The sequence below is a fragment of the Tabrizicola piscis genome (assembly GCF_003940805.1).
In the GTDB taxonomy this organism is placed as follows: Bacteria; Pseudomonadota; Alphaproteobacteria; order Rhodobacterales; family Rhodobacteraceae; genus Tabrizicola; species Tabrizicola piscis.
Genome location: NZ_CP034328.1, coordinates 823451 through 842483, shown reverse-complemented (window position 1 = coordinate 842483; position 19033 = coordinate 823451). Strand labels below are relative to the sequence as shown.

Below are 19033 nucleotides of genomic sequence, written 5' to 3'. Positions count from 1 at the left end.
TCAAGGCGTTTCGGCTTTGGACTGTCTGGCGGGGCAGGGTGGCCGTCCACCCGAGCAGCCCGGCAGCCTGGGTGCCTGCAAAAGGCCGACCGGGGCCGCGCACAGCCGTAGCCCAGCGAGGGCGGACCCTCGCCCAGCCCTGTGGCGCAACTGGACAAACCGGCGCTTTCTGGCCATAAGCCCAAGTCCGTCCCCGTACCGCGCCGCCAAGGACCAAGGCCCCCGCATGACCCGCCATCTGCTTTTCCTCACCGGGACGCGCGCCGACTTTGGCAAGCTCGAACCCCTTGCCGCCGCCGCCCGCGATGCCGGGCACCGGATCACTTTCTACGTCACCGGCATGCACATGATGGACCGCTATGGCCTGACCCGGAACGAGGTGCGCCGGATGCCCGGTGTCACCACCCACGAATGTGCCAACCAGACCGAAGGCCAACCGCAGGACCTTGTCCTTGCCCAGACGATCACCGGCTTTTCCGCCTTCGCCACCGCCAACCGGCCCGATCTCATCGTCCTGCACGGCGATCGGATCGAGGCGCTTGCCGGGGCCCTTGTCGCCGCGACCAACTACATCCGCTCCGCCCATGTCGAGGGGGGGGAGGTGTCGGGCACCATTGATGAGGTCTTTCGCCACTGCAACACCAAGCTCTGCACCCATCACTTCGTGTCCTCCGACGCCGCCGCCCGCCGTGTCATGGCCCTTGGCGAACCGGCCGAGACGATCCACACCATCGGCTCGCCCGAGCTTGATTTTCATGCCCGCCCCTCGGGGGTGACGCTGGAGGATGTGCGCACCCGCTATGCCATCCCGTTCACCGACTACGGCATCGTGGCCTTCCACCCCGTGACCAGCGAACAGGCCACCATCGGCGCGCAGGCCACCGCGCTGTTCGGCGCCCTTGCCGACAGTGGCCGCAACTTCGTCGTCATCGCCCCGAACAACGACCCCGGCTCGGCGCAGATCTTCGCCACGCTTGACACCCTGCCGCAGGACCGCTTCCGCATCCTCCCCTCCATGCGCTTCGCGCATTTCTCGGAACTGATGAAGAACGCCGCCTGCATGGTCGGCAACTCCTCCGCCGGGGTGCGTGAGGCGCCGTTCCTTGGCCTGCCTTCCCTTGACATCGGCACCCGCCAGACCAACCGCTCAGACGCCCCGTCCGTCACCGCCTGCGAGGCTGCGGATCGTCCGGCGATCCGGCAATTCCTGCAAACCCACTGGGGCCGGCAGGCCACGCCACATGAAGGTTTCGGCCAGGGCACCGCGGCCGAGCGCTTTGTCGAGGTCCTCGCCCGCCCGGAATTCTGGACGCTCAGCCTGCAAAAGGCCTTCCGTGACCTTGCCTAAGGCCCCGGGGCCCCAGCTTCGGGCCTATCTCATCGCCTCTCGCGCGATCCCGCTTGTCGCGCCCGCCGTCCTGAAACGCCGCCTTGCCAAGGGCAAGGACGACCCCGACCGCTGGCGCGAGAAACTGGGCGAGGCCAGCCAACCCCGCCCGAATGGCCCGCTGATCTGGTGTCACGCCGTGGGTCTTGGCGAAACTCTGGCGCTGCGCGGCCTGATTGCCGAACTTGCGGCACAGGCCCCGCAGGCAAACTTCCTTGTGACCTCCACCACCCGCGCCTCGGCTCAGGTTTTCGCCCAGAACCTGCCGCCGAAAACCCGCCACCAATTCCTGCCCCTCGATGCGCCCGGCTACCTGACCCGTTTCCTTGACCACTGGCGCCCTGCGCTGTCGATCTGGGCGGAACAGGACCTTTGGCCCGGTGCCGTTGCGGCGACCGATGCCCGCGGCATCCCGCTTGCGCTGGTGAATGCGCGCATGAACGCCGACGCCTTCGCCCGCCGCTATCGCTGGCGCGGGTTGTTTGCCGATCTTTTCGCCCGGTTTCAGCTTGTCACCGCGCAGGACAGTGCGACGGCCCAGAACCTGCAAGGCCTTGGCACCAAAGGGGTCCGCACCACCGGGTCGCTCAAGGCCGCCGCGCCGCCGCTTGCTGCCGACCCTCAGGCCCTGCGGGACACCCGCGCCCAGCTTGCAGGCCGCCAACCTGTGCTTCTCGCCTCCTCCCACCCGGAGGATGAGCTTGTGGCCCTGACCGCCCTGAAGTTGGCCCAGCACAAGCCGCTCCTCCTCATTGCCCCACGCGATCCGCACCGGGGGGCCGAAATCGTCGGCATGGTCCATGACCACGGCCTTTCCGCCACCCGCCGCAGCTTGGGTGAGGGGCCGGACAAGGATGTCTGGGTCGTCGACACCTTTGGCGAGATGGGGCTTTGGTTCCGCCTTTGCCCCGTGACGATCATCGGCGGCACCTTTGGCGCGACTGAAGGCCACAACCCGTGGGAACCCGCCGCCCTTGGCTCTGCCATCCTGCATGGTCCCCGCATCGCCAATTTCGCCGCCGATTTTGCCGCCTTGCATGGGGCAGGGGGGGCGCTTTCGATCACGCCCGAAGCGCTCGCCTCCGCCTTTGGGGATGACCACAGCGCCATGGCCTCCCGCGCCAAGGCGCTGTCCGACAGCGCGCAGGGTTCCATTGCGCCCCTAGCCGCTGAACTCCTTGGCCTTGCGGGGCTGGCATGAGGCTTTGGGTCTTTCTCCGCCTCTGGTCGCTCCTCTGGCACCTTGGGCTGCCCGTCGTGCTGATCTACCTCTGGCGCCGGGGCCGCAAAGACCCGCTCTATTCCCAGCGCCTTGCCGAACGCTTTGGCCGCTACCCCCAGCGCCTGCGTGGCGCCATCTGGGTGCATGCTGTCAGTCTTGGCGAAGTGCGCTCTGCCGTCCCCCTGATCCGGGCGCTGCTCGACCGGGGCGAAACGGTTGTCACGACCCATTTCACCCCCGCTGGCCGGCGTGAGGCGCTCCGCGTCTTTGCCCCCGACATCGCCGCCGGGCGCCTTGCCGCCGTCTGGGTGCCGTTTGAAACGTCCTGGGCCTACGCGGGCTTCTTCCGCGCCTTCCGCCCCCGCGCCGGACTGGTGATGGAGATCGAGATTTGGCCCCGCATGATCTTCGCCGCCAAAGGGGCAGGCGTGCCGCTTTTCATGTGCAACGCCCAATATCCAACGAAATCAATGGCCCGCGACGCGCGCTTCACCTTGCGTCACAAGTTGATGCAGGGCTACGCCGGGGCCTTCGTCAAATCCGACCTCCAAGCGCAGCGCTTCGCCTCGGTCGGTGTCCCGAACATCACCGTGACGGGTGAGCTGCGCTTTGACCAACCCGTCCCCCCCGCCCAGATCGCCGCCGCAACGGCGCTTCGCCCCGCGCTGTCAGGGGATCGTCCCGTCATCACCTTCGCCTCGGCAGTGGAAGGCGAGGATGCGCTCTATCTCGATGCCATCACCGCTGCTCTCAACCACCCCTCACACCCTTTCGTGGTCTACGTCCCGCGGAAGCCCGAACGCTTTGACGAGGTGGCCGAACTCCTTGCCACGCGCGGCCTGAACACGATCCGCCGCAGTCAGGCCCTTGATGCAGCGCTGGGCCTCAGGCACCTCCCCTCGCCCTCCTGGGGCGGGGATGGGGGTGGCGGGCCACCGCCAAAGGCCGACATCCTTCTGGGTGACTCCTTGGGTGAGATGTATTTCTACATCGCCCTCTCCGACCGCGTGGTCACCGGCGGCGGCTTCACCCCCCACGGCGCACACAACATCATCGAACCGCTGGCGCTGAAGCGGCCGGTGATCGTCGGCCCCGAAATCCACACCATCGAATACCCGGCGGTCGAGGCGATTGCCGCTGGCGTCTGCCTCCGAGTGGAAACCCCCGCCGCCCTGACCGCCGCTTTGACCGACTGGCCCGGCCCCGATGCGCAGGCCATCTCAAGCTTCTTCACCGCCCATTCGGGGGCTGCGCTCAAGACGCTGCAAGCCCTCGACGCCCGCCTTGGCCAAAAGTGAAGGCCGGGTTAATGGCTTTGGCCAAGTCATTGAAACTACCTGATTGCAAGACCTGTCCCTGCCCGGGACACCCCCTCACCAGCCGCTGAAACCCCCATCCACATTGACCATCTGCCCGGTCATATACCCCGCCTGCGCGCTTGCCAGAAACAGCATGACATCGGCAATCTCGTCCGGCTTTGCCATCCGGTCCAGCATGATCAATTCCCCCACCCGCCGCTGAAACTCCTCCGAGTGGTTGTTGAACACCGCCCCCGGCGCGATGGTGTTCACCGTCGCCCCCCGCGCCGCCCAATACCCCGCCAGCCAGACCGTCAACCCATGGATCCCCGCCTTCGTCACCCCGTAGGCCGAGAAATTCTTGAACGGCATCCCCTCATAAATCCGATGATGCGCCCCATTCAGCGCGTACATGCTGGCCACGTTGATCAGCGTGCAGGGCCACTTGCCCACAATGTCCCGGTCCATCTGCCGCGCCACCATGAACGGCCCCGTCAGGTTGGTCCGCAGCGTCTTCTCCCAGTCGCTGACCTTCAGGTCGGCAAAGTCCGGAAACGCCTGCCCCGCCCCCATCAACAGCTCACCCGTGATGGCCGCGTTGTTCAGCACCACATTCGGCTCCCACCCATCCTTCAGGATGCGCTGGAAGATCGCGGTCACTTCATCTTCGCTCGCCACATCCAGCGGATAGAACCGAAAGCGGTCGTTCGCCCCATGCGCCTCGACCAGCGCGTCGGCCCGGTGGCCGGGAAGGTCCGACCCGATCACCCGCGCGCCCTCGGCCAGCATCCGGCGGACATAGGTCGACCCCAGCACCCCCCCGGATCCGGTGATGAAGACGGTACGTCCCTTCAACTGGTCAGTCACGGGTTGGCCTCCTGCATGAGAAATTCGACAAGGCGGAAATCGAACGGCGTGTCGATGTCGACGCAGCGTTCCGGCGGCATCAGGTAGGGGATCACACGCCCCGCCCACAGCCCGCCCGCCCGCTTCAGATAGGCGGGCGACACGACATAGGTCGACGCCGCGTGTTCGTAGACAACCGGAGCCTGCTGCCGCGCGACCACGCCCCCGGGCAAGGGCTTTGACACATGCAGCGCCCCACTGGCATCAGGCTCCACAAGGTTGAAATATGGATTCTTTCGGGCCTCACAACAGCTCATCACGAGGTCTGGATGTTCGATATTGTAAAGCTGCAAAGCCGCCGAGATATCCTCGGGCAGGCGCAGGGGGGACGTGCAATCAAGGTCAAGGAAGGCCGAGACTGGCCCGATCAGCGCCTCTGAAGCCTCCAGCGCATGCTGCCAGACGCCCCACTTTCCTGCGGTATCGGTCGCAAGATGCGCCGGCCGCAGCCCGATTTTCAGGGCACCCTTGGCCACCGCATGATCGTAGATTTCTTCGTCATCGGTCGACACGACCACTGCGTCCACCTGCGGATGCGCAAACAACTGGTCCAGCGACCAGTCGATCAGCGGTTTGCCATGGATGATCCGGAAGTTCTTGCGCGGCACGCCTTTGGAGCCTTTGCGCGCACCGATATGCCCAAGGATCATGGGATCTCCTTCGTGATCACACCGACGAATTCGCGCGCCGCCCAAGCCGAGGCGACCAGGCGGGCCGAGGGCAGGCACAGGTCAAGGCGCGGGATCAGCGGGTTGCCCGAGGTCGGCAGCCCACCGGCAAGCGCCAGAAAGTCGCGCATCGCATCCAGAAACATCGCGTTTCGTTCTAGGGGCAAGTCCAGTTGGCGGGGACCCTCGCTTTCCACCACCTGATAGGTCTGGGTGGCAAAGTCAAAGTCATGCATCCGTTCATGCCCCCGCAGGATCGTGCGGCGATGCAGTCGGGGCGTCAGATAGTCCATCGACACATCGCCCACACACCCCTGATTTTGCAGCGAAATCCGGCTGGCGAAATCCACGCCCGGAAAGTCCGGCTGGCCGATGCTTTCCACCCGCGTGACCTGCAAGCCGGGGAACAGACAGACCGCCAGATCAAGCTCGTGACACAGGTCCAGCAGCACGCCGCCGCCGTCGGCCCGGGCGGCGTAGCTTTCGGAAAACCGCCAGTTCTCGCGCCATTGGGTCACGTCATGGCCGATGGTCAGCGCAAACTGGAACACGTCGGACAAGTCCGCCGCGGCAAGGGCACGAACGGCCGGGTGATAGCGCAGCATCAGGCCCAGCATCGACCGATCCGCCACCGGCGCAGCAACGGCGGCAATCGCTTCCACCTCCGCAGGCCGAAACGCCAGCGGCTTTTCAACATAGATTGGCAACCCGCGCGCTGCGGCAGCTTCGATCAGGGGCAGGCGGATATCCGTGGCCGTCGCGATGACCACGGCGTCGGTCTGGTCCATCTCGGCAACCGCACCGTCCAACCCGGCCGCGCGCCACGACACCAGCCGCGAGGCCGCGCCAAGCGTTTGAAGATTGTCGTGGTGCCTGCGGCCGATGGACCCGGAACCGATGACGAGAACCCGCATGATCCCCCCTTTGCCTTGGGCAGGCCTAGCGCGAAACGTCGCCGCCTGCCAGAGGCGGGCGCTGCTGTGGCCATTCCGTCGCGCGGTGCCAGGCCTGGCCGATCGCCAGCACCCCGGCGTCATCGCCCGAACGGCCAATGATCTGCATGCCCATCGGCAGGCCCTGCGCGCCAAATCCCACCGGAACGGACAGCGCGGGAAGGCCGATCAGGCTGGCGGGGATCACCACCTCCATCCAGCGGTGATAGGTGTCCATCGGCTGCCCGTTGATCTCTTTCGGCCAGCGCCAGTCGGCGGGGAAGGGCCAGACCTGCGCCGAAGGCAGGACCACGGCATCAAACCGGTCAAACAGCCGCGCGGCATGGGCGTACCAGCGGCTGCGGATCACGCTGGCCTCATGCACCGCCTGCGCGGACAGGGTCAGCCCCTGCTCGATTTCCCAGATCGTCTCGGGTTTGGTCAGGGCGCGCTTAGCAGGGTCCTCGGCCAGGGCACGCTTGCCCCCCGCGTTCAGCATGGCGCGCAGGGTGGTCCAGGAGTGCCACAGCTTTTCCGCCGGGAATGGCGGTGGCAGCGGTTCGACCACCGCACCCATCTCTTCCATCTGCTTCAGGGCCGCGTCACAGGCGTCAAGGATCCCCGGCTCCATCGGGTAGGCACCGCCCCAATCGCCCAGCCAGCCAATGCGCAGGCCCTTGATGCCCCGGTCAAGGCCCGCCAGCAGGTCTGGGACCGCGCGGGGGAAGGGCACTTGCGGATTTTCGCCCGCAAGCACAGACAACAGCCGCGCCAGATCCTCGACCGTGCGCGCCATCGGCCCTTCGGTCGACAGGGTGGCAAGGTGGGTGTCCCCCTCGGCATCCGCAGGCACAAGGCCCCAGGTCGGACGAAAGCCGTAGACGTTGCAAAAGGCGGCAGGGTTGCGCAGCGATCCCATCATGTCGGACCCGTCGGCCACCCAGAGCATCCGTGCCGCCAGCCCCGCCGCCGCCCCGCCCGAGGACCCCCCGGCGCTGCGTGCCAGGTCATAGGGATTGCGCGTCACGCCGAAGACCGGGTTGAAACTGTGCGACCCCTGGCCCCATTCCGGCACATTGGTCTTGGCGGTGAACAGCGCCCCCGCCGCGCGAAGCCGGGCGGCAACCAGATCATCCGTCAAAGGCACATGGTCGGCGTAGATCGGCGACCCCCAGGTGGTCCGTAAACCCTTCGTCGCCACCAGATCCTTGACCGCAAAGGGAATCCCATGCAGCCAGCCTGCAGGCTTCACATCATCCAGCGCCCGCGCCTCGGCCAAAAGCACGTCAGGGTCGCGCGTTGATACCAGCGCGTTCACACTGCCGTTCAGCGCCGCCACCTGTGCCAGATGGGCGGCCATGACCTCGGACGGGGCGATCTTGCGGGCGTGGATTGCGGCCGAGAGGTCGGTGGCGGATGCCTCAAGCATGGGCTTGCTCTTTTCCAAATACTCTCTGGGGGTGCGGGGGGCGAAGCGCCCCCGCCGCGCGCGCGGCGGCGCGCGCCAGTGAAGGGGGTGTGCCGGGGCCTTGGCCCCGGCACTCCGGTTGGTGACGTGCGCTTACTTCTGCAGTTCGGTCCAGATCGCGGTCATGTATTCCCGCGCTTTTTCGCTGCAGACCGGCAGGAAGACGCCATTGGCCTTGTGCTCTTCCGGGATCACGACTTCGGGCGCGGTGGCCATGGCCGGGTCCATGAAGGGTTCCGACCCGGCAATCCCGTTCGCGTATTTCGCGAAGTTCGAGATCAGCGCCGCGTTCTCGGGCTTCATGATGAAGTCCATGAAGGCGTAGGCCTCATCCACGTTCTGCGCGTCTTTCAGCAGCATGACGCTGTCCATCCACAGGGTGTAGCCCTCTTTCGGATAGCCATAGACCACGGTCGGCACGTTTTCACGCACCCGCATGGTGGACCCGTTCCAGTTGACCGAGGCCGCCCAGTCCTTGTTCGACATCTTCTCGGTCGCGCCGTAGTCCATCGCGATCCAGTTCGGCTTGGCGGCCAGAAGGCCGTCGCGGACCTTTTTCAGGACCTCAAGGTCTTCGCTGCACGGCTCGCCACCGTAATAGAGCGTCGCCAGGCTGATGATGTCGGTCATCTCTGGCACGACGTTGATCTTGCCCTTCAGCTCATCCGGGACTTCCAGCCAGACGGCGCTGGTGTTGATGTCGCCGGAATAGACCGCGGTATCGACGGCGATGCCGACCGAGCCCCACTGCCACGGGATGGAGTTGGTGCGACCCGGATCCCAGACCACGTCCATCCATTCCGGTGCGATGTTGGCGTGGTTCGGCAGGCGGGCGAGGTCGAGGGGCGTGGTCAGGCCCTTGTCGGCGAAGATGGTCACATAGTTGGCCGACGGCACCACAAGGTCAAACCCATGCCCGCCCGCCTCGATCTTGGCCAGCGCCACGTCGTTGCTGTCATAGTCGGTGACCGTGACGGTGATCCCGGTTTCGGCTTTGAACTTCTCCAAAAGCTCCGGCGAGGTGTAGTTGCCCCAGTTGTAAAGCTGCAGCACCCCTTCGGCCGAGGCGAGGCCGGTCGTGGCCATCAGAAGGGCGGTTGCGGTCATCATTCTTTTCATCAGAAGTCTCCCGGTTGGTTTTTCAGGTTTTCTTGCGCGTCAGAAGAAAGAACGCGGTCAGCAGCACGACCGTCAGGCCCAGAAGCATGGTCGAGACGGCGTTGATTTCGGGCGTCAGCTGGCGCCGCATCTGGCCCAGCATGTAGGTCGGCAGAGTATCCTGCCCGCCTGATTTCACGAACTCGGTAATCACCACATCGTCAAGGCTGATGACAAAGGCCAGCATCGCCCCGGCAATCATCCCCGGTGCCAGAAGCGGCAGGGTCACCCGCCGGAAGATCTGCCAAGGTGTAGCATAAAGGTCGGCGGCGGCAGTTTCCAGCGTCAGGTCCATCCCTTCCAGCCGTGCGCGGATCGGCAGGTAGGCGAAGGGAATGCAGAAGGCCGAATGGGCAAGGATCAGGTAGCCCAGCCCCGTGGTCAGCGCACCCATCCCGTTGGCCGTCAGCCAGACCTTCACGAGGCCAAAGACGATCATAAGGGCCACGGCGGTCACAATCTCGGGCACCATCAAGGGCTGGTTGATCATCACATAGATCAGGGTCTGACCCTTGAACGCCCGCCGCCGCGTGGTGCCCAAAGCCGCCATGGTCGCCACGGTGGTTGAGATGACGGCGGCAAAGCTGGCAATGATCAGCGACCGCAGGGTGGCGTCCTTCACTTGGCTGTTGTCCCAGGCCTTGGCGTACCAATCCAGCGAAAACCCGCCCCAGATCGCCAGCGAGGTGCTGGCGTTGAAGGAATAGGCGACCAGCGTGAAGATCGGCAGGTACAGCGCCACGAACACGATGATCGCCGTGGTGGCAAAGCCCGGCAGACGGGCGACCTGAAAGCCACGCTCAGCCATGGGACGACCCCTTGTTGGCATAGCGCACATAGACCAGCAGCGCGACCATCACGATCACCAGCAGCAGCATCGACAGCGCCGCCCCGAGCGGCCAGTTCTTGCCCTGCAGGAACTGCAGTTCGATGAAATTGCCGATCATCATCTGCTTGCCACCGCCCAGCACGCGCGGCGTGACATAGGCCCCCAGCGAGGGGACAAAGACGAGGATCGACCCGGCGATGATCCCCGGCTTGACGATGGGCAGGATCACCCGGCGCAGCACCTGCATCCGGCTGGCGTAAAGGTCATACCCGGCCTCCAGCAGTTTCATGTCAAAGCGGTCGATGGCGGCGAACAGGGGCAGGACCATCAGCGGCAGGTAGACATAGGTCATCCCGATGAAGATCGCGGTCTGGGTATAGAGCACCTCGATCGGCGAGTCGGTGATCCCAAGGCCCATCAGGACGGTGTTCATCAAACCTTCCTTCCGCAGCACCTCGTTGATCGCGTAGGTGCGGATCAGAAGGTTGGTCCAGAAGGGAATGGTGATGAGGAACAGCCAAAGCGCGCGTTCCTTTGGCGGCCTTGTGGCGATGAACCATGCGGTGGGAAAGCCCACCAGAAAGGTGAAGGCGGTCGTCATCAAGGACAGCCAGAGCGACCGCCAGAAGATCGCCAGATGCGCGTCGGCCAGCATCCATTCTTCGCTGAAGATGTCCTTGGACCACAGGATGCCGACCCAGCCATTGGTCGAGAAATCCCAGACCACGTTGCCATGTTGGCCCGGGGTCAGGAAGGAATAGATCAGGACGATCAGCAAGGGCCCCGAGGCCGCGAAGAACAGGATCACCAGCGCGGGCGTGGACAGGATCCAGCCATTGCGGGCCGACGTGCGGATGGCGTTGTCTTCGGCGGGGCTCATCAGTCCTCCACCCGTTGTGTGGCGCCGGGGATGAAGGTGATGCCCACCTCTTGCCCCTGCACAAGGCCACTTTCGCCGTCCGCCGGGCTTTGCAGACGGGCGACCACCTCGGTCCCGTCGGCAAGGTGCAAATGGCAATGAGTGTCCGTGCCGAAATAAACCAGCGAGGCGACCCGCGCCTTGATCGCCCCGGCATCCGCCGCCCCAAGGCGCAGCTGTTCCGGCCGGAGCGCCACGGTGATGGGCCGTCCGGTGTCTGCCGCAGGCAAGGGCAGGGCGATCAGGTCCCCCGTTGGCAGCCGCACGCCATCCGCCTCCGCCACACCGGTCAGAAAGTTCGTCTCGCCGATGAAGCTGGCGACAAAGCGGTTCTTCGGGCGGGTGTAGATGTCCTTGGCGCTGCCGACCTGTTGCAGCTTGCCGTTCGACATCACGCCGATCCGGTCCGACATTGTCAGCGCTTCTTCCTGATCATGGGTGACAAAGACAAAGGTGATGCCGGTTTCCATCTGCAGGCGCTTAAGCTCGATCTGCATCTCCTTGCGCAGCTTCAGGTCGAGCGCGGAGAGCGGCTCGTCCAGAAGCAGGACCTTCGGCTGTGGTGCCAGTGCCCGGGCCAAGGCCACGCGCTGCTGCTGGCCGCCGGAGAGCTGCGCCGTCTTGCGGCTGGCCAATGCCTCAAGCTTCACCAGTGCAAGCATCCGGTCGGTCGTCGCGCGCACCTCAGCCGCCGGTTTGCCCAACATCTGCAGGCCGAATGCCACGTTTTCCGCCACCGTCAGGTGGGGAAACAGCGCGTAGCTTTGGAACACCGTGTTCACTGGCCGCTTGTTCGGCGGCAGCGTGGTGATATCGGCCCCGTCGAGCAGGATCGTCCCGGCCGAGGGCATTTCGAACCCCGCGATCAGGCGCAGAAGTGTGGTCTTGCCACAGCCAGAGGGGCCAAGCAGCGTGAAGAACTCCCCCCGCCGGATATCGACCGACACATCGTCCAACGCCCGCATCTGCGCGGCACCCTGGCCAAAGGCCTTGACGACATTGCGGGCAGAGATCGTCACCTCATCGGCCAAGGTCAGACCTCCTTCACTTTTGTTCATTTGATCATATTGAGACGCTGGATTGTGCGCTGACAAGCGATTCCTTCCCCGTCACTGCGACATCGGTGCCCGAAGAGCCCCCCATGGGGCGGCTTGCTCAAGCTCTGCGCACAGGGAAATCAGGGTTTCGTCCTGCCCGAAGGCGGCTGCCAGATGGATGCCAATCGGCAGGCCATCCGCCGAGCATCCCAGTGGCAGACTTGCCGCTGGCTGGCCCGAGGCATTGAAAGCGGCACAGAAGGGCGAATAGGCGAAGATCCCCTCGGGCCCGGTGCGGTAGGCGACGTAATCTTCGGTGGCGTGGTCGAAGCGGCCCACTTTTGCGGGCGGTTCGGCGAGGGTGGCGGTCAACAGGATATCCGGCCCCTGATCGAAGAACGCCGCCATCTGGCGCCCGAAGGCGTGGATTTCCCCCACCGCTTCCAGATAGCGGGTGGGATGCAGGGTTTCGGCATGGGCGCAGGCGCCGCGACTGACGCCCTCCACAAGGTCGGCGGTCAGGGGCCGGCCTTTCAGCGCCGACCGGATGCCAAGCGCGGTGCCCACGGCAACGATGTCTGTCCAGGCCCGCATCATGCCCAGAACATCAGCACGCGGCTGGGCAGGTTCGACAACATGCCCGAGCGATTCCAGAAGTTTGGCTGCCGAACGGACCGCCGCAGCGACCTCGGGGTGGATCGGGTCCCCGGTCAGGGTGGTGTCACACACTGCGATCCGCAACCGCCGGGGTGGCCGGCTGATCGCGGCGGCATGGCCGCGCGCCAAGGGCGGTGCCCAATAGGGTGCTCCAAGGTCTGCGCCTTCGCAGGCGTCCAGCATGACCGCAGTGTCGCGCACCGACCGGGTGAGGAACCCGTCAATCGCCATCCCGGCCCACCCCTCGCCGGCATAGGGGCCATCCGGCAGCCGTGCCCGCGTCGGCTTGAACCCGAAAAGCCCGCAGCTTGACGCCGGGATCCGCACTGATCCGCCCCCGTCCGACCCATGCGCGAAGGAGACGATGCCGGCTGCCACCGCCGCCCCGGCCCCGCCGGACGAACCGCCGGGCGTGTGGTCAAGGTTCCACGGGTTCCGCGTCGGGCCGCCATAGACGGCTGCCTCGGTCGCGGCACCGATCCCGCCTTCTGGGGCGGTCGTGCGTCCGAAGGTCACGACGCCTGTGGCCTTGATCCGCTTGAAGATGCTGCTGTCACCCCGGTAGACCGTATTGGCCAGCAGACGACTGCCGTTGTGGCTGGGGAAATCCTTCGCCTCGATCCCAAGGTCCTTGATCAAAAAGGGCACACCCCGGAACGGCCCCCTTGGCAGGCCTTCGGCAATCGCCTTGCGGGCCACACCTTCTTGCATCAGGACCACCGCGTTCAGCGCACCATTATGTGCCTCGACCGCTGCAAGGGCTGCGTCCAGCAGTTCATCGGGCGTCACCTCTCCCGTTGCCACAAGGCCCGCCAAGGCCGTTGCATCTGCCGCGCCAAATTCCCAGGTCATCCAGTCCCCCATCGGTTTTCCCGAACCCTGCAGCCGCCACCGCCAAGTGGCAAGTCCATACCCGTCACCACGGGGTCGGTTTCCGGACATGGCCCGAATGCGCCGAAAAGTTCGACCTCCGGGCTCCGGGGGTCAGGGTGCGATGCTGATGTCCTGGCGCAAGGTGCCGTCAGTGCCAAAGACCAGAATGCGGTCGTCCTCGGTCACGACTGCGACCCAGCCCTTGCCAAAGGTCACGGCAGCAGCCTTCGTGCCCTGCGGCAGGACAAGGTTTTCCGGCACAATCGGGGCTTGGGTGGCAAAGGCCTGCGGCATCCGGGTGACAATCAGCGCCACCACCGTTATGAGCCCGCAGATCAAGGTGATCGTCAGCACAATCACCAGCCACTTCAACAGCCGCAGGCTGGGCGGCAGCGCCATCTCCTCCGGATCATCGGGAGGGGCGGACAATTGCGGGTCAGGATCGGACATGGACGAGGCTTTCGAGGATGGTGACGATGTGGCGGCCGACGGGCTTTCCGCAGGCGGAACCCTTGCGGTCACGATTGGCGAAGATGCGCCCTCGCGTCTTGATAAGGCGCTTGCCGCCGCGGTGCCAGAGGCAGCGTCCTTGTCCCGCTCACGCCTGATGCGGATGATCGCGGACGGAGACGTCTTTCGCAACGACGTGGCGGTGACGGACCCAAAGGCCAAGGTTGCGGCAGGTGAGGTCTACGTTCTGACCCTTGCCCCCGCCGCGCCGGTTGAGACTTTGGCCGAGGACATTCCCCTTACCGTGCTGTTTGAGGATGACGACCTGATCGTCATCGACAAGCCTGCTGGAATGGTGGTGCATCCCGCGCCCGGTTCACCTTCGGGAACGCTGGTCAACGCGCTCTTGCACCACTGCGGTGACACGCTTTCGGGCATCGGCGGGGAACGGCGGCCGGGGATCGTTCACCGGATCGACAAGGACACGACCGGGCTTCTGGTGGTCGCGAAATCAGACAGGGCGCATCACGGCTTGGCCCGGCAGTTCGAGGATCATTCGGTCACCCGCCGCTATGTCGCGGTGGTGTACGGCGTACCGCAGGCGTCGGACCCGCGGCTGCGCGGCTTGCGGGGGGTCACCTTCGAGGCGGGGGGCATCCTGCGGATCGCCACCGGCCTTGCCCGCCACAAGACCGACCGGCAGCGTCAGGCGGTCGTGTGGGAAAGTGGCCGCCATGCGGTCACCCGTGCCCGGGTGATCGAGGGGTTTTCCGGCGAAGCCGCGCTGGTGGAATGTTGGCTGGAAACCGGGCGAACCCATCAGATCCGGGTGCACCTGTCCTATGCGGGCCACGGGCTTGTGGGCGACCAGACCTATGGCGGCACGCGGCGGCTGTCGGAAAAGGTCTTTGGCGCAGGGGCAGGGCGGGCCAACACCTTCCCCCGGCAGGCGCTGCATGCGGCAAGTCTTGGCTTTGATCATCCGGTCACGGGAGAGAGGGTGGAATTCACCTCTCCGCTCCCAGAGGATATGGCCGAATTGATAGCGGGATTGCGGGGCCAGCCTGTGCCAGCAGAACCGTGACTCGTCGCAAGATTTTGGTGACGTTTTCGTGAGTAGAATGTCACAACGCTTCACATACCGGGCACTGACGCACATTTGCCATCGAAAGAGGGTATAAGCGGAACGGTTGCGTCCGTCCGATAGTTACCTCAGATTACGCGATCTTCCGGGGGCACAATGCACCGGAACGACAAGGGGGCATGACATGAGCACCTATACAAACCTTCCTGCACCCAGCCCGGAACAGGGGCTGAACCGGTACATGCAGGAAATCCGCAAGTTTCCGCTGCTGGAGCCTGAGGAAGAGTACATGCTGGCCAAACGCTGGGTGGACCATCAGGATACCGAAGCGGCGCACAAGATGGTGACCAGCCACCTGCGGCTGGCGGCCAAAATCGCCATGGGCTATCGGGGCTACGGGTTGCCGCAGGCCGAGGTCATCAGTGAGGCGAACGTCGGCCTGATGCAGGCGGTCAAGCGGTTTGATCCCGAAAAGGGCTTCCGCCTTGCGACCTATGCAATGTGGTGGATCCGCGCGAGCATTCAGGAATACATCCTGCGGTCGTGGAGCCTGGTGAAACTTGGCACCACCAGCGCGCAGAAAAAGCTGTTCTTCAACCTGCGCAAGGCAAAGGCCAAGGTCGGCGCGCTGGAAGAGGGCGACCTGCGGCCCGAAAACGTGGCCCAGATCGCCAAGGATCTGAGTGTGACCGAGGCCGAGGTGGTGGACATGAACCGCCGCCTTTCGGGGTCGGATGCCAGCCTGAACGCGACCGTCGGGTCGGATGGTGACAGTTCCACCCAATGGCAGGACTGGCTGGAGGATGAAGACAGCGATCAGGCCGAAGCCTATGAAGCCAAGGATGAACTTGATGCGCGGCGGGCGCTGCTGTTTCAGGCGATGTCCGTGCTGAATGACCGCGAAAAGGACGTGCTGATGCAACGCCGCCTGTCGGAAGAACCGGTCACGCTGGAGGAGTTGAGCGAAAGCTATGGTGTCAGCCGCGAGCGGATCCGCCAGATCGAAGTGCGGGCCTTTGAAAAGCTGCAGGCCAAGATGCGGGAACTGGCCAAGGGCAAGGGGATGGTGATCCCCGCCTGATGAAATTTGGGCGGGCCATTTGGCCCGCCCGCCGTCAAATCACCGGTCCGGTCAGAACTGCAGCGCGTAGCCGACCGAAACGCGCGTGGCGTCCATGTCGTATTCGTGGATGTCGTCGCCGTAGAAGTTGATCTCGTGCTCGCCATACCGGGTGCGTTCCACTTCGAACCGCACCAGCGACCGTTCCCCCATCGACCAGTCAACCCCAAGCGCTATCGACGTTCCGTTCGCCTTGTCGCCCCAGATATCGTCAGCCAATCCGTCGCCTTCATGGTCGGCTTCCCAGGCGGTGCGGGTCATGCCAACCGAAAGGTAGGGCAACATGCGACCGGTGACAAAACCGACGCGGCCCCGCAGGCCAAGCGACCATTCGGCGGTGGCCGGCACCAGAAAGTCACCGTCGTCGCCTTCGCCGGAATGCGTCGCGGCCATCACCTCGGCGCCATAGACAAGGTTGCCGGACTGGAGATTGTAGCCGGCAAAGATCCCGACACCGGCACCGTCAAGGTCGACGGGCCCGTCACCATAGGTCAGATCGTTCACTTCGATCTGGTCATAGTTCAGCGTGCCGCCCGCATAAAACCCGGACCAGTCCTGCGCCAGCGCCGGAGTGCCCAGACAGATCAGTGCCAGCAAGCAGGCCTGAGTTCGCACAATTTTGTTCGACATTTGTGTGTTCCAGTTCTGAATATGGCTGTTTTTTGCGCCAAGTATTTCGATTGATGTACGATAATTGAAAATTCGTATTTTTGTGTGTAAATCAGCCCGGTCCGAATGCATGGTTTCGCAAGGTGTGGCAGACATGCCCGCTTTGCGGGTCCAAAGCGTTTTCCGTTGCCTGTCCTCGGCTGTGGAAGTAGTAGGCGACCCTCAGAAGGGTGAACCCAATGCGCATGGTCGATACGTTCCTCAAGCCGATGCACCCCGAGGGGTGGAAATTCGTGGCGGTCTTTGCCGCGATCACGCTGGTGCTGTTCTGGCTGTGGGAGCCGCTCGGCTGGATCGGCGCGGGCCTGACGGTCTGGTGCTATTACTTCTTCCGCGACCCCAAGCGCGCCGTGCCGCAGAATGCGGGGCTTCTGGTCAGCCCGGCGGATGGGGTGGTCAGCCTGATCGAACGCGCGGTTCCGCCCCCCGAACTTGGGCTTGGGCCCGAGGCGCTGATGCGGGTCAGCGTCTTCATGTCCGTCTTCAACTGCCATGTGAACCGCGCGCCGATTGCGGGGAAGATCACCGCGGTGGCCTACCGGCCGGGGACCTTTGTCAACGCGTCGCTGGACAAGGCGAGCGAGGACAATGAACGCAACGCGCTTGCGATCGAGATGGCTGATGGCCGAACGATTGCAGTGGTGCAAATCGCGGGACTGGTGGCACGGCGGATCATGTGCTGGAAAAAGCCGGGTGACGTGGTGCGGACCGGGGAACGCTTTGGCCTGATCCGCTTTGGCAGCCGGCTGGATGTGTATCTGCCCGATGGGGTCGAACCGCAGGTGGCGCTGGGCCAGACCATGGTGGCGGGTGAAACGGTCCTTGCGCTGATCGGGCAGGACGCCCCGGCGCGTGCGGCGCGGATCGAGTGATGGGACGCCGTCCGTCAGAGGCCCCGCGCGAGCTTCTGGTGCTGAAGCTTTTGCCCAATCTGGTGTCGATTCTGGCGCTTTGTGCCGGGCTGACGGCCATCCGCTTTGCGATTGCGGGGAATTTCGCCATGGCGATCCTGCTGATCGGGACGGCGGCGGCGCTGGACGGGCTGGATGGTCGGCTGGCGCGGATGCTGAAATCGGAAAGCGCGATTGGGGCGGAACTGGACAGCCTGTGCGACTTCGTCAACTTCGGCGTGACTCCGGCGCTGGTGCTGTACCTATGGGGCCTGCGGCCCGAAACCAGCCTGGGCTGGATTGCCGTGCTTGTCTATGCGGTCTGCTGCATGTTGCGGCTGGCGCGGTTCAATGTCGGCAACCGCGCGGTGGGGGAACCGGCGGAGAAGACGGTGTTCATCGGCGTGCCGTCCCCTGCGGGCGCGATGCTGGCGCTGGCGCCGATGTATCTGGCCTTTGCGCTGTCTGATGCGCTGGGCGGTATCGTCCCGCTGCCTCCGGTTCTGGTGGCGCTGTGGATGGTGGGAATCGGCGCTTTGATGATCAGCCGGGTCCGCACACCATCCCTGAAGCGGATCACGATCGCGACTGACTATGCCCGCTATGCGCTTGTCGGGTCAGTGATGGTGGTTGCAGCGCTGTTGACCTATCCTTGGGTCACGCTTCTGGCGTTGTCGTTGGGCTATCTGGCGGCGATCCTCGTGATCTTCCTCCGCTCCATCCGGGCAGGGACGTCCATCTGACTTGCATTTCCGTGCCAGCTGCGCAGGCTGGGGTTGAAAGACCAAGGGAATCATATGCATGCAAGTGGACACCATACAGAAAACCTATCGCCGCTGGGCGCCGGTCTATGATCTGGCGTTCGGCCGGATCACCCAGGGCGGGCGCATTCTGGCGGCCCGGCATGTGAATGCCACCGGCGGATCGGTGCTGGAGGTGGGCATCGGGACGGGTTTGGCGCTGGGCTATTATTCCCCGAAGATTCAGGTCACGGGCATTGACGTCTCCGCCGAAATGCTGCGCGGGGCGGAGGCGCGGGCGGCCAAGCTGGGCTTGCGCAACCTGTCGGGGCTGCACCAGATGGACGCCCGCGCCATCGACCTGCCCGACGCGTCCTTTGACCATGTGGCCGCCATGCACATCATGTCCGTTGTCCCCGAACCCGAGCGGGTGCTGGATGAAATGGTGCGCCTCTGCCGCCCCGGCGGGTCGGTGCTGATTGCCAACCACTTTGCCGGTCGGGTCGAGGGCTGGTCGCTCGCCGTCCGGATGGCCGCGCCGCTCGCGGATTTTCTGGGCTGGCATGCCGATTTTGCCATCGACCGCGTGCTGGGCCACCCCGGCCTGATGCTGGAGGAAAGCCGACAGGTGCGACCCTTCGGCCTGATGACGTTTCTGCGCTTTCGGCGGGTTGATTGATCGGCGGAATTCTGGACAACTGCCCGTCGTAGGGAATACGGGGGGGA

The 19033-nt window shown here is 64.7% G+C and carries 19 protein-coding genes; 8 read left to right on the top strand and 11 right to left on the bottom strand.

The annotated features are described in order from the left end of the window. Positions 1-226: 226 nt before the first annotated feature. Genes neuC through EI545_RS04030 form a run of 3 tightly spaced genes read left to right on the top strand, consistent with a single transcriptional unit; the run spans position 227 to position 3907 of the window. Positions 227-1348, top strand: coding sequence for a UDP-N-acetylglucosamine 2-epimerase (gene neuC / locus EI545_RS04040; protein WP_125324280.1), 1122 nt, complete (start codon positions 227-229; stop codon positions 1346-1348). Next, the gene (locus EI545_RS04035) at positions 1335-2588 is read left to right on the top strand and encodes a 3-deoxy-D-manno-octulosonic acid transferase (RefSeq protein WP_245990275.1); all 1254 of its coding nucleotides are present in this window, start codon (positions 1335-1337) and stop codon (positions 2586-2588) included. Before neuC ends, EI545_RS04035 begins: the two co-directional genes overlap by 14 nt. After that, the gene (locus EI545_RS04030) at positions 2585-3907 is read left to right on the top strand and encodes a 3-deoxy-D-manno-octulosonic acid transferase (protein WP_125324278.1); all 1323 of its coding nucleotides are present in this window, start codon (positions 2585-2587) and stop codon (positions 3905-3907) included. Before EI545_RS04035 ends, EI545_RS04030 begins: the two co-directional genes overlap by 4 nt. A 75-nt stretch (positions 3908-3982) precedes the next feature. Here the strand turns inward: EI545_RS04030 and EI545_RS04025 are convergent, their stop codons facing one another. From EI545_RS04025 to EI545_RS03980, 10 genes are all read right to left on the bottom strand, one after another. Beyond that, positions 3983-4774 carry an SDR family NAD(P)-dependent oxidoreductase gene (locus EI545_RS04025; RefSeq protein ID WP_164517202.1) on the bottom strand — a complete coding sequence of 264 codons (792 nt, stop codon included), beginning with the start codon at positions 4772-4774 and terminating at the stop codon, positions 3983-3985. Next, positions 4771-5463, bottom strand: coding sequence for an acylneuraminate cytidylyltransferase family protein (locus EI545_RS04020; protein ID WP_125324276.1), 693 nt, complete (start codon positions 5461-5463; stop codon positions 4771-4773). Before EI545_RS04020 ends, EI545_RS04025 begins: the two co-directional genes overlap by 4 nt. After that, positions 5460-6395, bottom strand: a complete 936-nt coding sequence (locus EI545_RS04015; protein ID WP_164517201.1) for a Gfo/Idh/MocA family protein — start codon at positions 6393-6395, stop codon at positions 5460-5462. Before EI545_RS04015 ends, EI545_RS04020 begins: the two co-directional genes overlap by 4 nt. A gap of 25 nt (positions 6396-6420) precedes the next feature. Continuing rightward, positions 6421-7842: an amidase gene (locus EI545_RS04010; protein WP_125324274.1), complete on the bottom strand. Its 1422-nt coding sequence runs from the start codon at positions 7840-7842 to the stop codon at positions 6421-6423. A gap of 132 nt (positions 7843-7974) precedes the next feature. After that, positions 7975-9000 carry an extracellular solute-binding protein gene (locus EI545_RS04005; protein ID WP_125324273.1) on the bottom strand — a complete coding sequence of 342 codons (1026 nt, stop codon included), beginning with the start codon at positions 8998-9000 and terminating at the stop codon, positions 7975-7977. Positions 9001-9022: 22 nt separating this feature from the next. Next, a complete protein-coding gene (locus tag EI545_RS04000) occupies positions 9023-9847 on the bottom strand; it encodes an ABC transporter permease (RefSeq protein ID WP_125324272.1) in 825 nt (274 codons plus the stop codon). Continuing rightward, the gene (locus EI545_RS03995; RefSeq protein WP_125324271.1) at positions 9840-10748 is read right to left on the bottom strand and encodes an ABC transporter permease; all 909 of its coding nucleotides are present in this window, start codon (positions 10746-10748) and stop codon (positions 9840-9842) included. Before EI545_RS03995 ends, EI545_RS04000 begins: the two co-directional genes overlap by 8 nt. After that, positions 10748-11845, bottom strand: a complete 1098-nt coding sequence (locus tag EI545_RS03990) for an ABC transporter ATP-binding protein (protein ID WP_164517200.1) — start codon at positions 11843-11845, stop codon at positions 10748-10750. Before EI545_RS03990 ends, EI545_RS03995 begins: the two co-directional genes overlap by 1 nt. Positions 11846-11896: 51 nt before the next feature. Further along, entirely contained in the window at positions 11897-13333 is a 1437-nt protein-coding gene (locus tag EI545_RS03985) for an amidase (protein ID WP_125324270.1), read from the bottom strand. Positions 13334-13465: 132 nt separating this feature from the next. After that, on the bottom strand, positions 13466-13804 hold the full coding sequence (locus EI545_RS03980) for a DUF6476 family protein (protein ID WP_245990273.1): 339 nt from the start codon (positions 13802-13804) through the stop codon (positions 13466-13468). On the opposite strand from EI545_RS03980, the gene EI545_RS03975 reads away from it, so the two are divergent. Further along, a complete protein-coding gene (locus tag EI545_RS03975; RefSeq protein ID WP_125324269.1) occupies positions 13803-14888 on the top strand; it encodes an RluA family pseudouridine synthase in 1086 nt (361 codons plus the stop codon). The two genes, EI545_RS03980 and EI545_RS03975, sit on opposite strands and share 2 nt — an antisense overlap. Before the next feature lie 184 nt (positions 14889-15072). Next, entirely contained in the window at positions 15073-15969 is an 897-nt protein-coding gene (gene rpoH / locus EI545_RS03970) for an RNA polymerase sigma factor RpoH (RefSeq protein ID WP_125324268.1), read from the top strand. Positions 15970-16020: 51 nt separating this feature from the next. Here the strand turns inward: rpoH and EI545_RS03965 are convergent, their stop codons facing one another. Next, a complete protein-coding gene (locus EI545_RS03965; RefSeq protein ID WP_164517199.1) occupies positions 16021-16638 on the bottom strand; it encodes an outer membrane protein in 618 nt (205 codons plus the stop codon). Positions 16639-16856: 218 nt separating this feature from the next. Here EI545_RS03965 and EI545_RS03960 point away from each other — a divergent pair, with 218 nt between their 5' ends. The 3 genes from EI545_RS03960 to EI545_RS03950 are packed head-to-tail and all read left to right on the top strand — an operon-like array spanning position 16857 to position 18986. Next, positions 16857-17549: a phosphatidylserine decarboxylase gene (locus tag EI545_RS03960; protein ID WP_125324266.1), complete on the top strand. Its 693-nt coding sequence runs from the start codon at positions 16857-16859 to the stop codon at positions 17547-17549. Next, the gene (gene pssA, locus EI545_RS03955) at positions 17549-18310 is read left to right on the top strand and encodes a CDP-diacylglycerol--serine O-phosphatidyltransferase (protein WP_125324265.1); all 762 of its coding nucleotides are present in this window, start codon (positions 17549-17551) and stop codon (positions 18308-18310) included. The genes EI545_RS03960 and pssA overlap by 1 nt, the downstream gene beginning before the upstream one ends. Positions 18311-18368: 58 nt before the next feature. Then, a complete protein-coding gene (locus tag EI545_RS03950; RefSeq protein WP_125324264.1) occupies positions 18369-18986 on the top strand; it encodes a class I SAM-dependent methyltransferase in 618 nt (205 codons plus the stop codon). Positions 18987-19033: the final 47 nt, after the last annotated feature.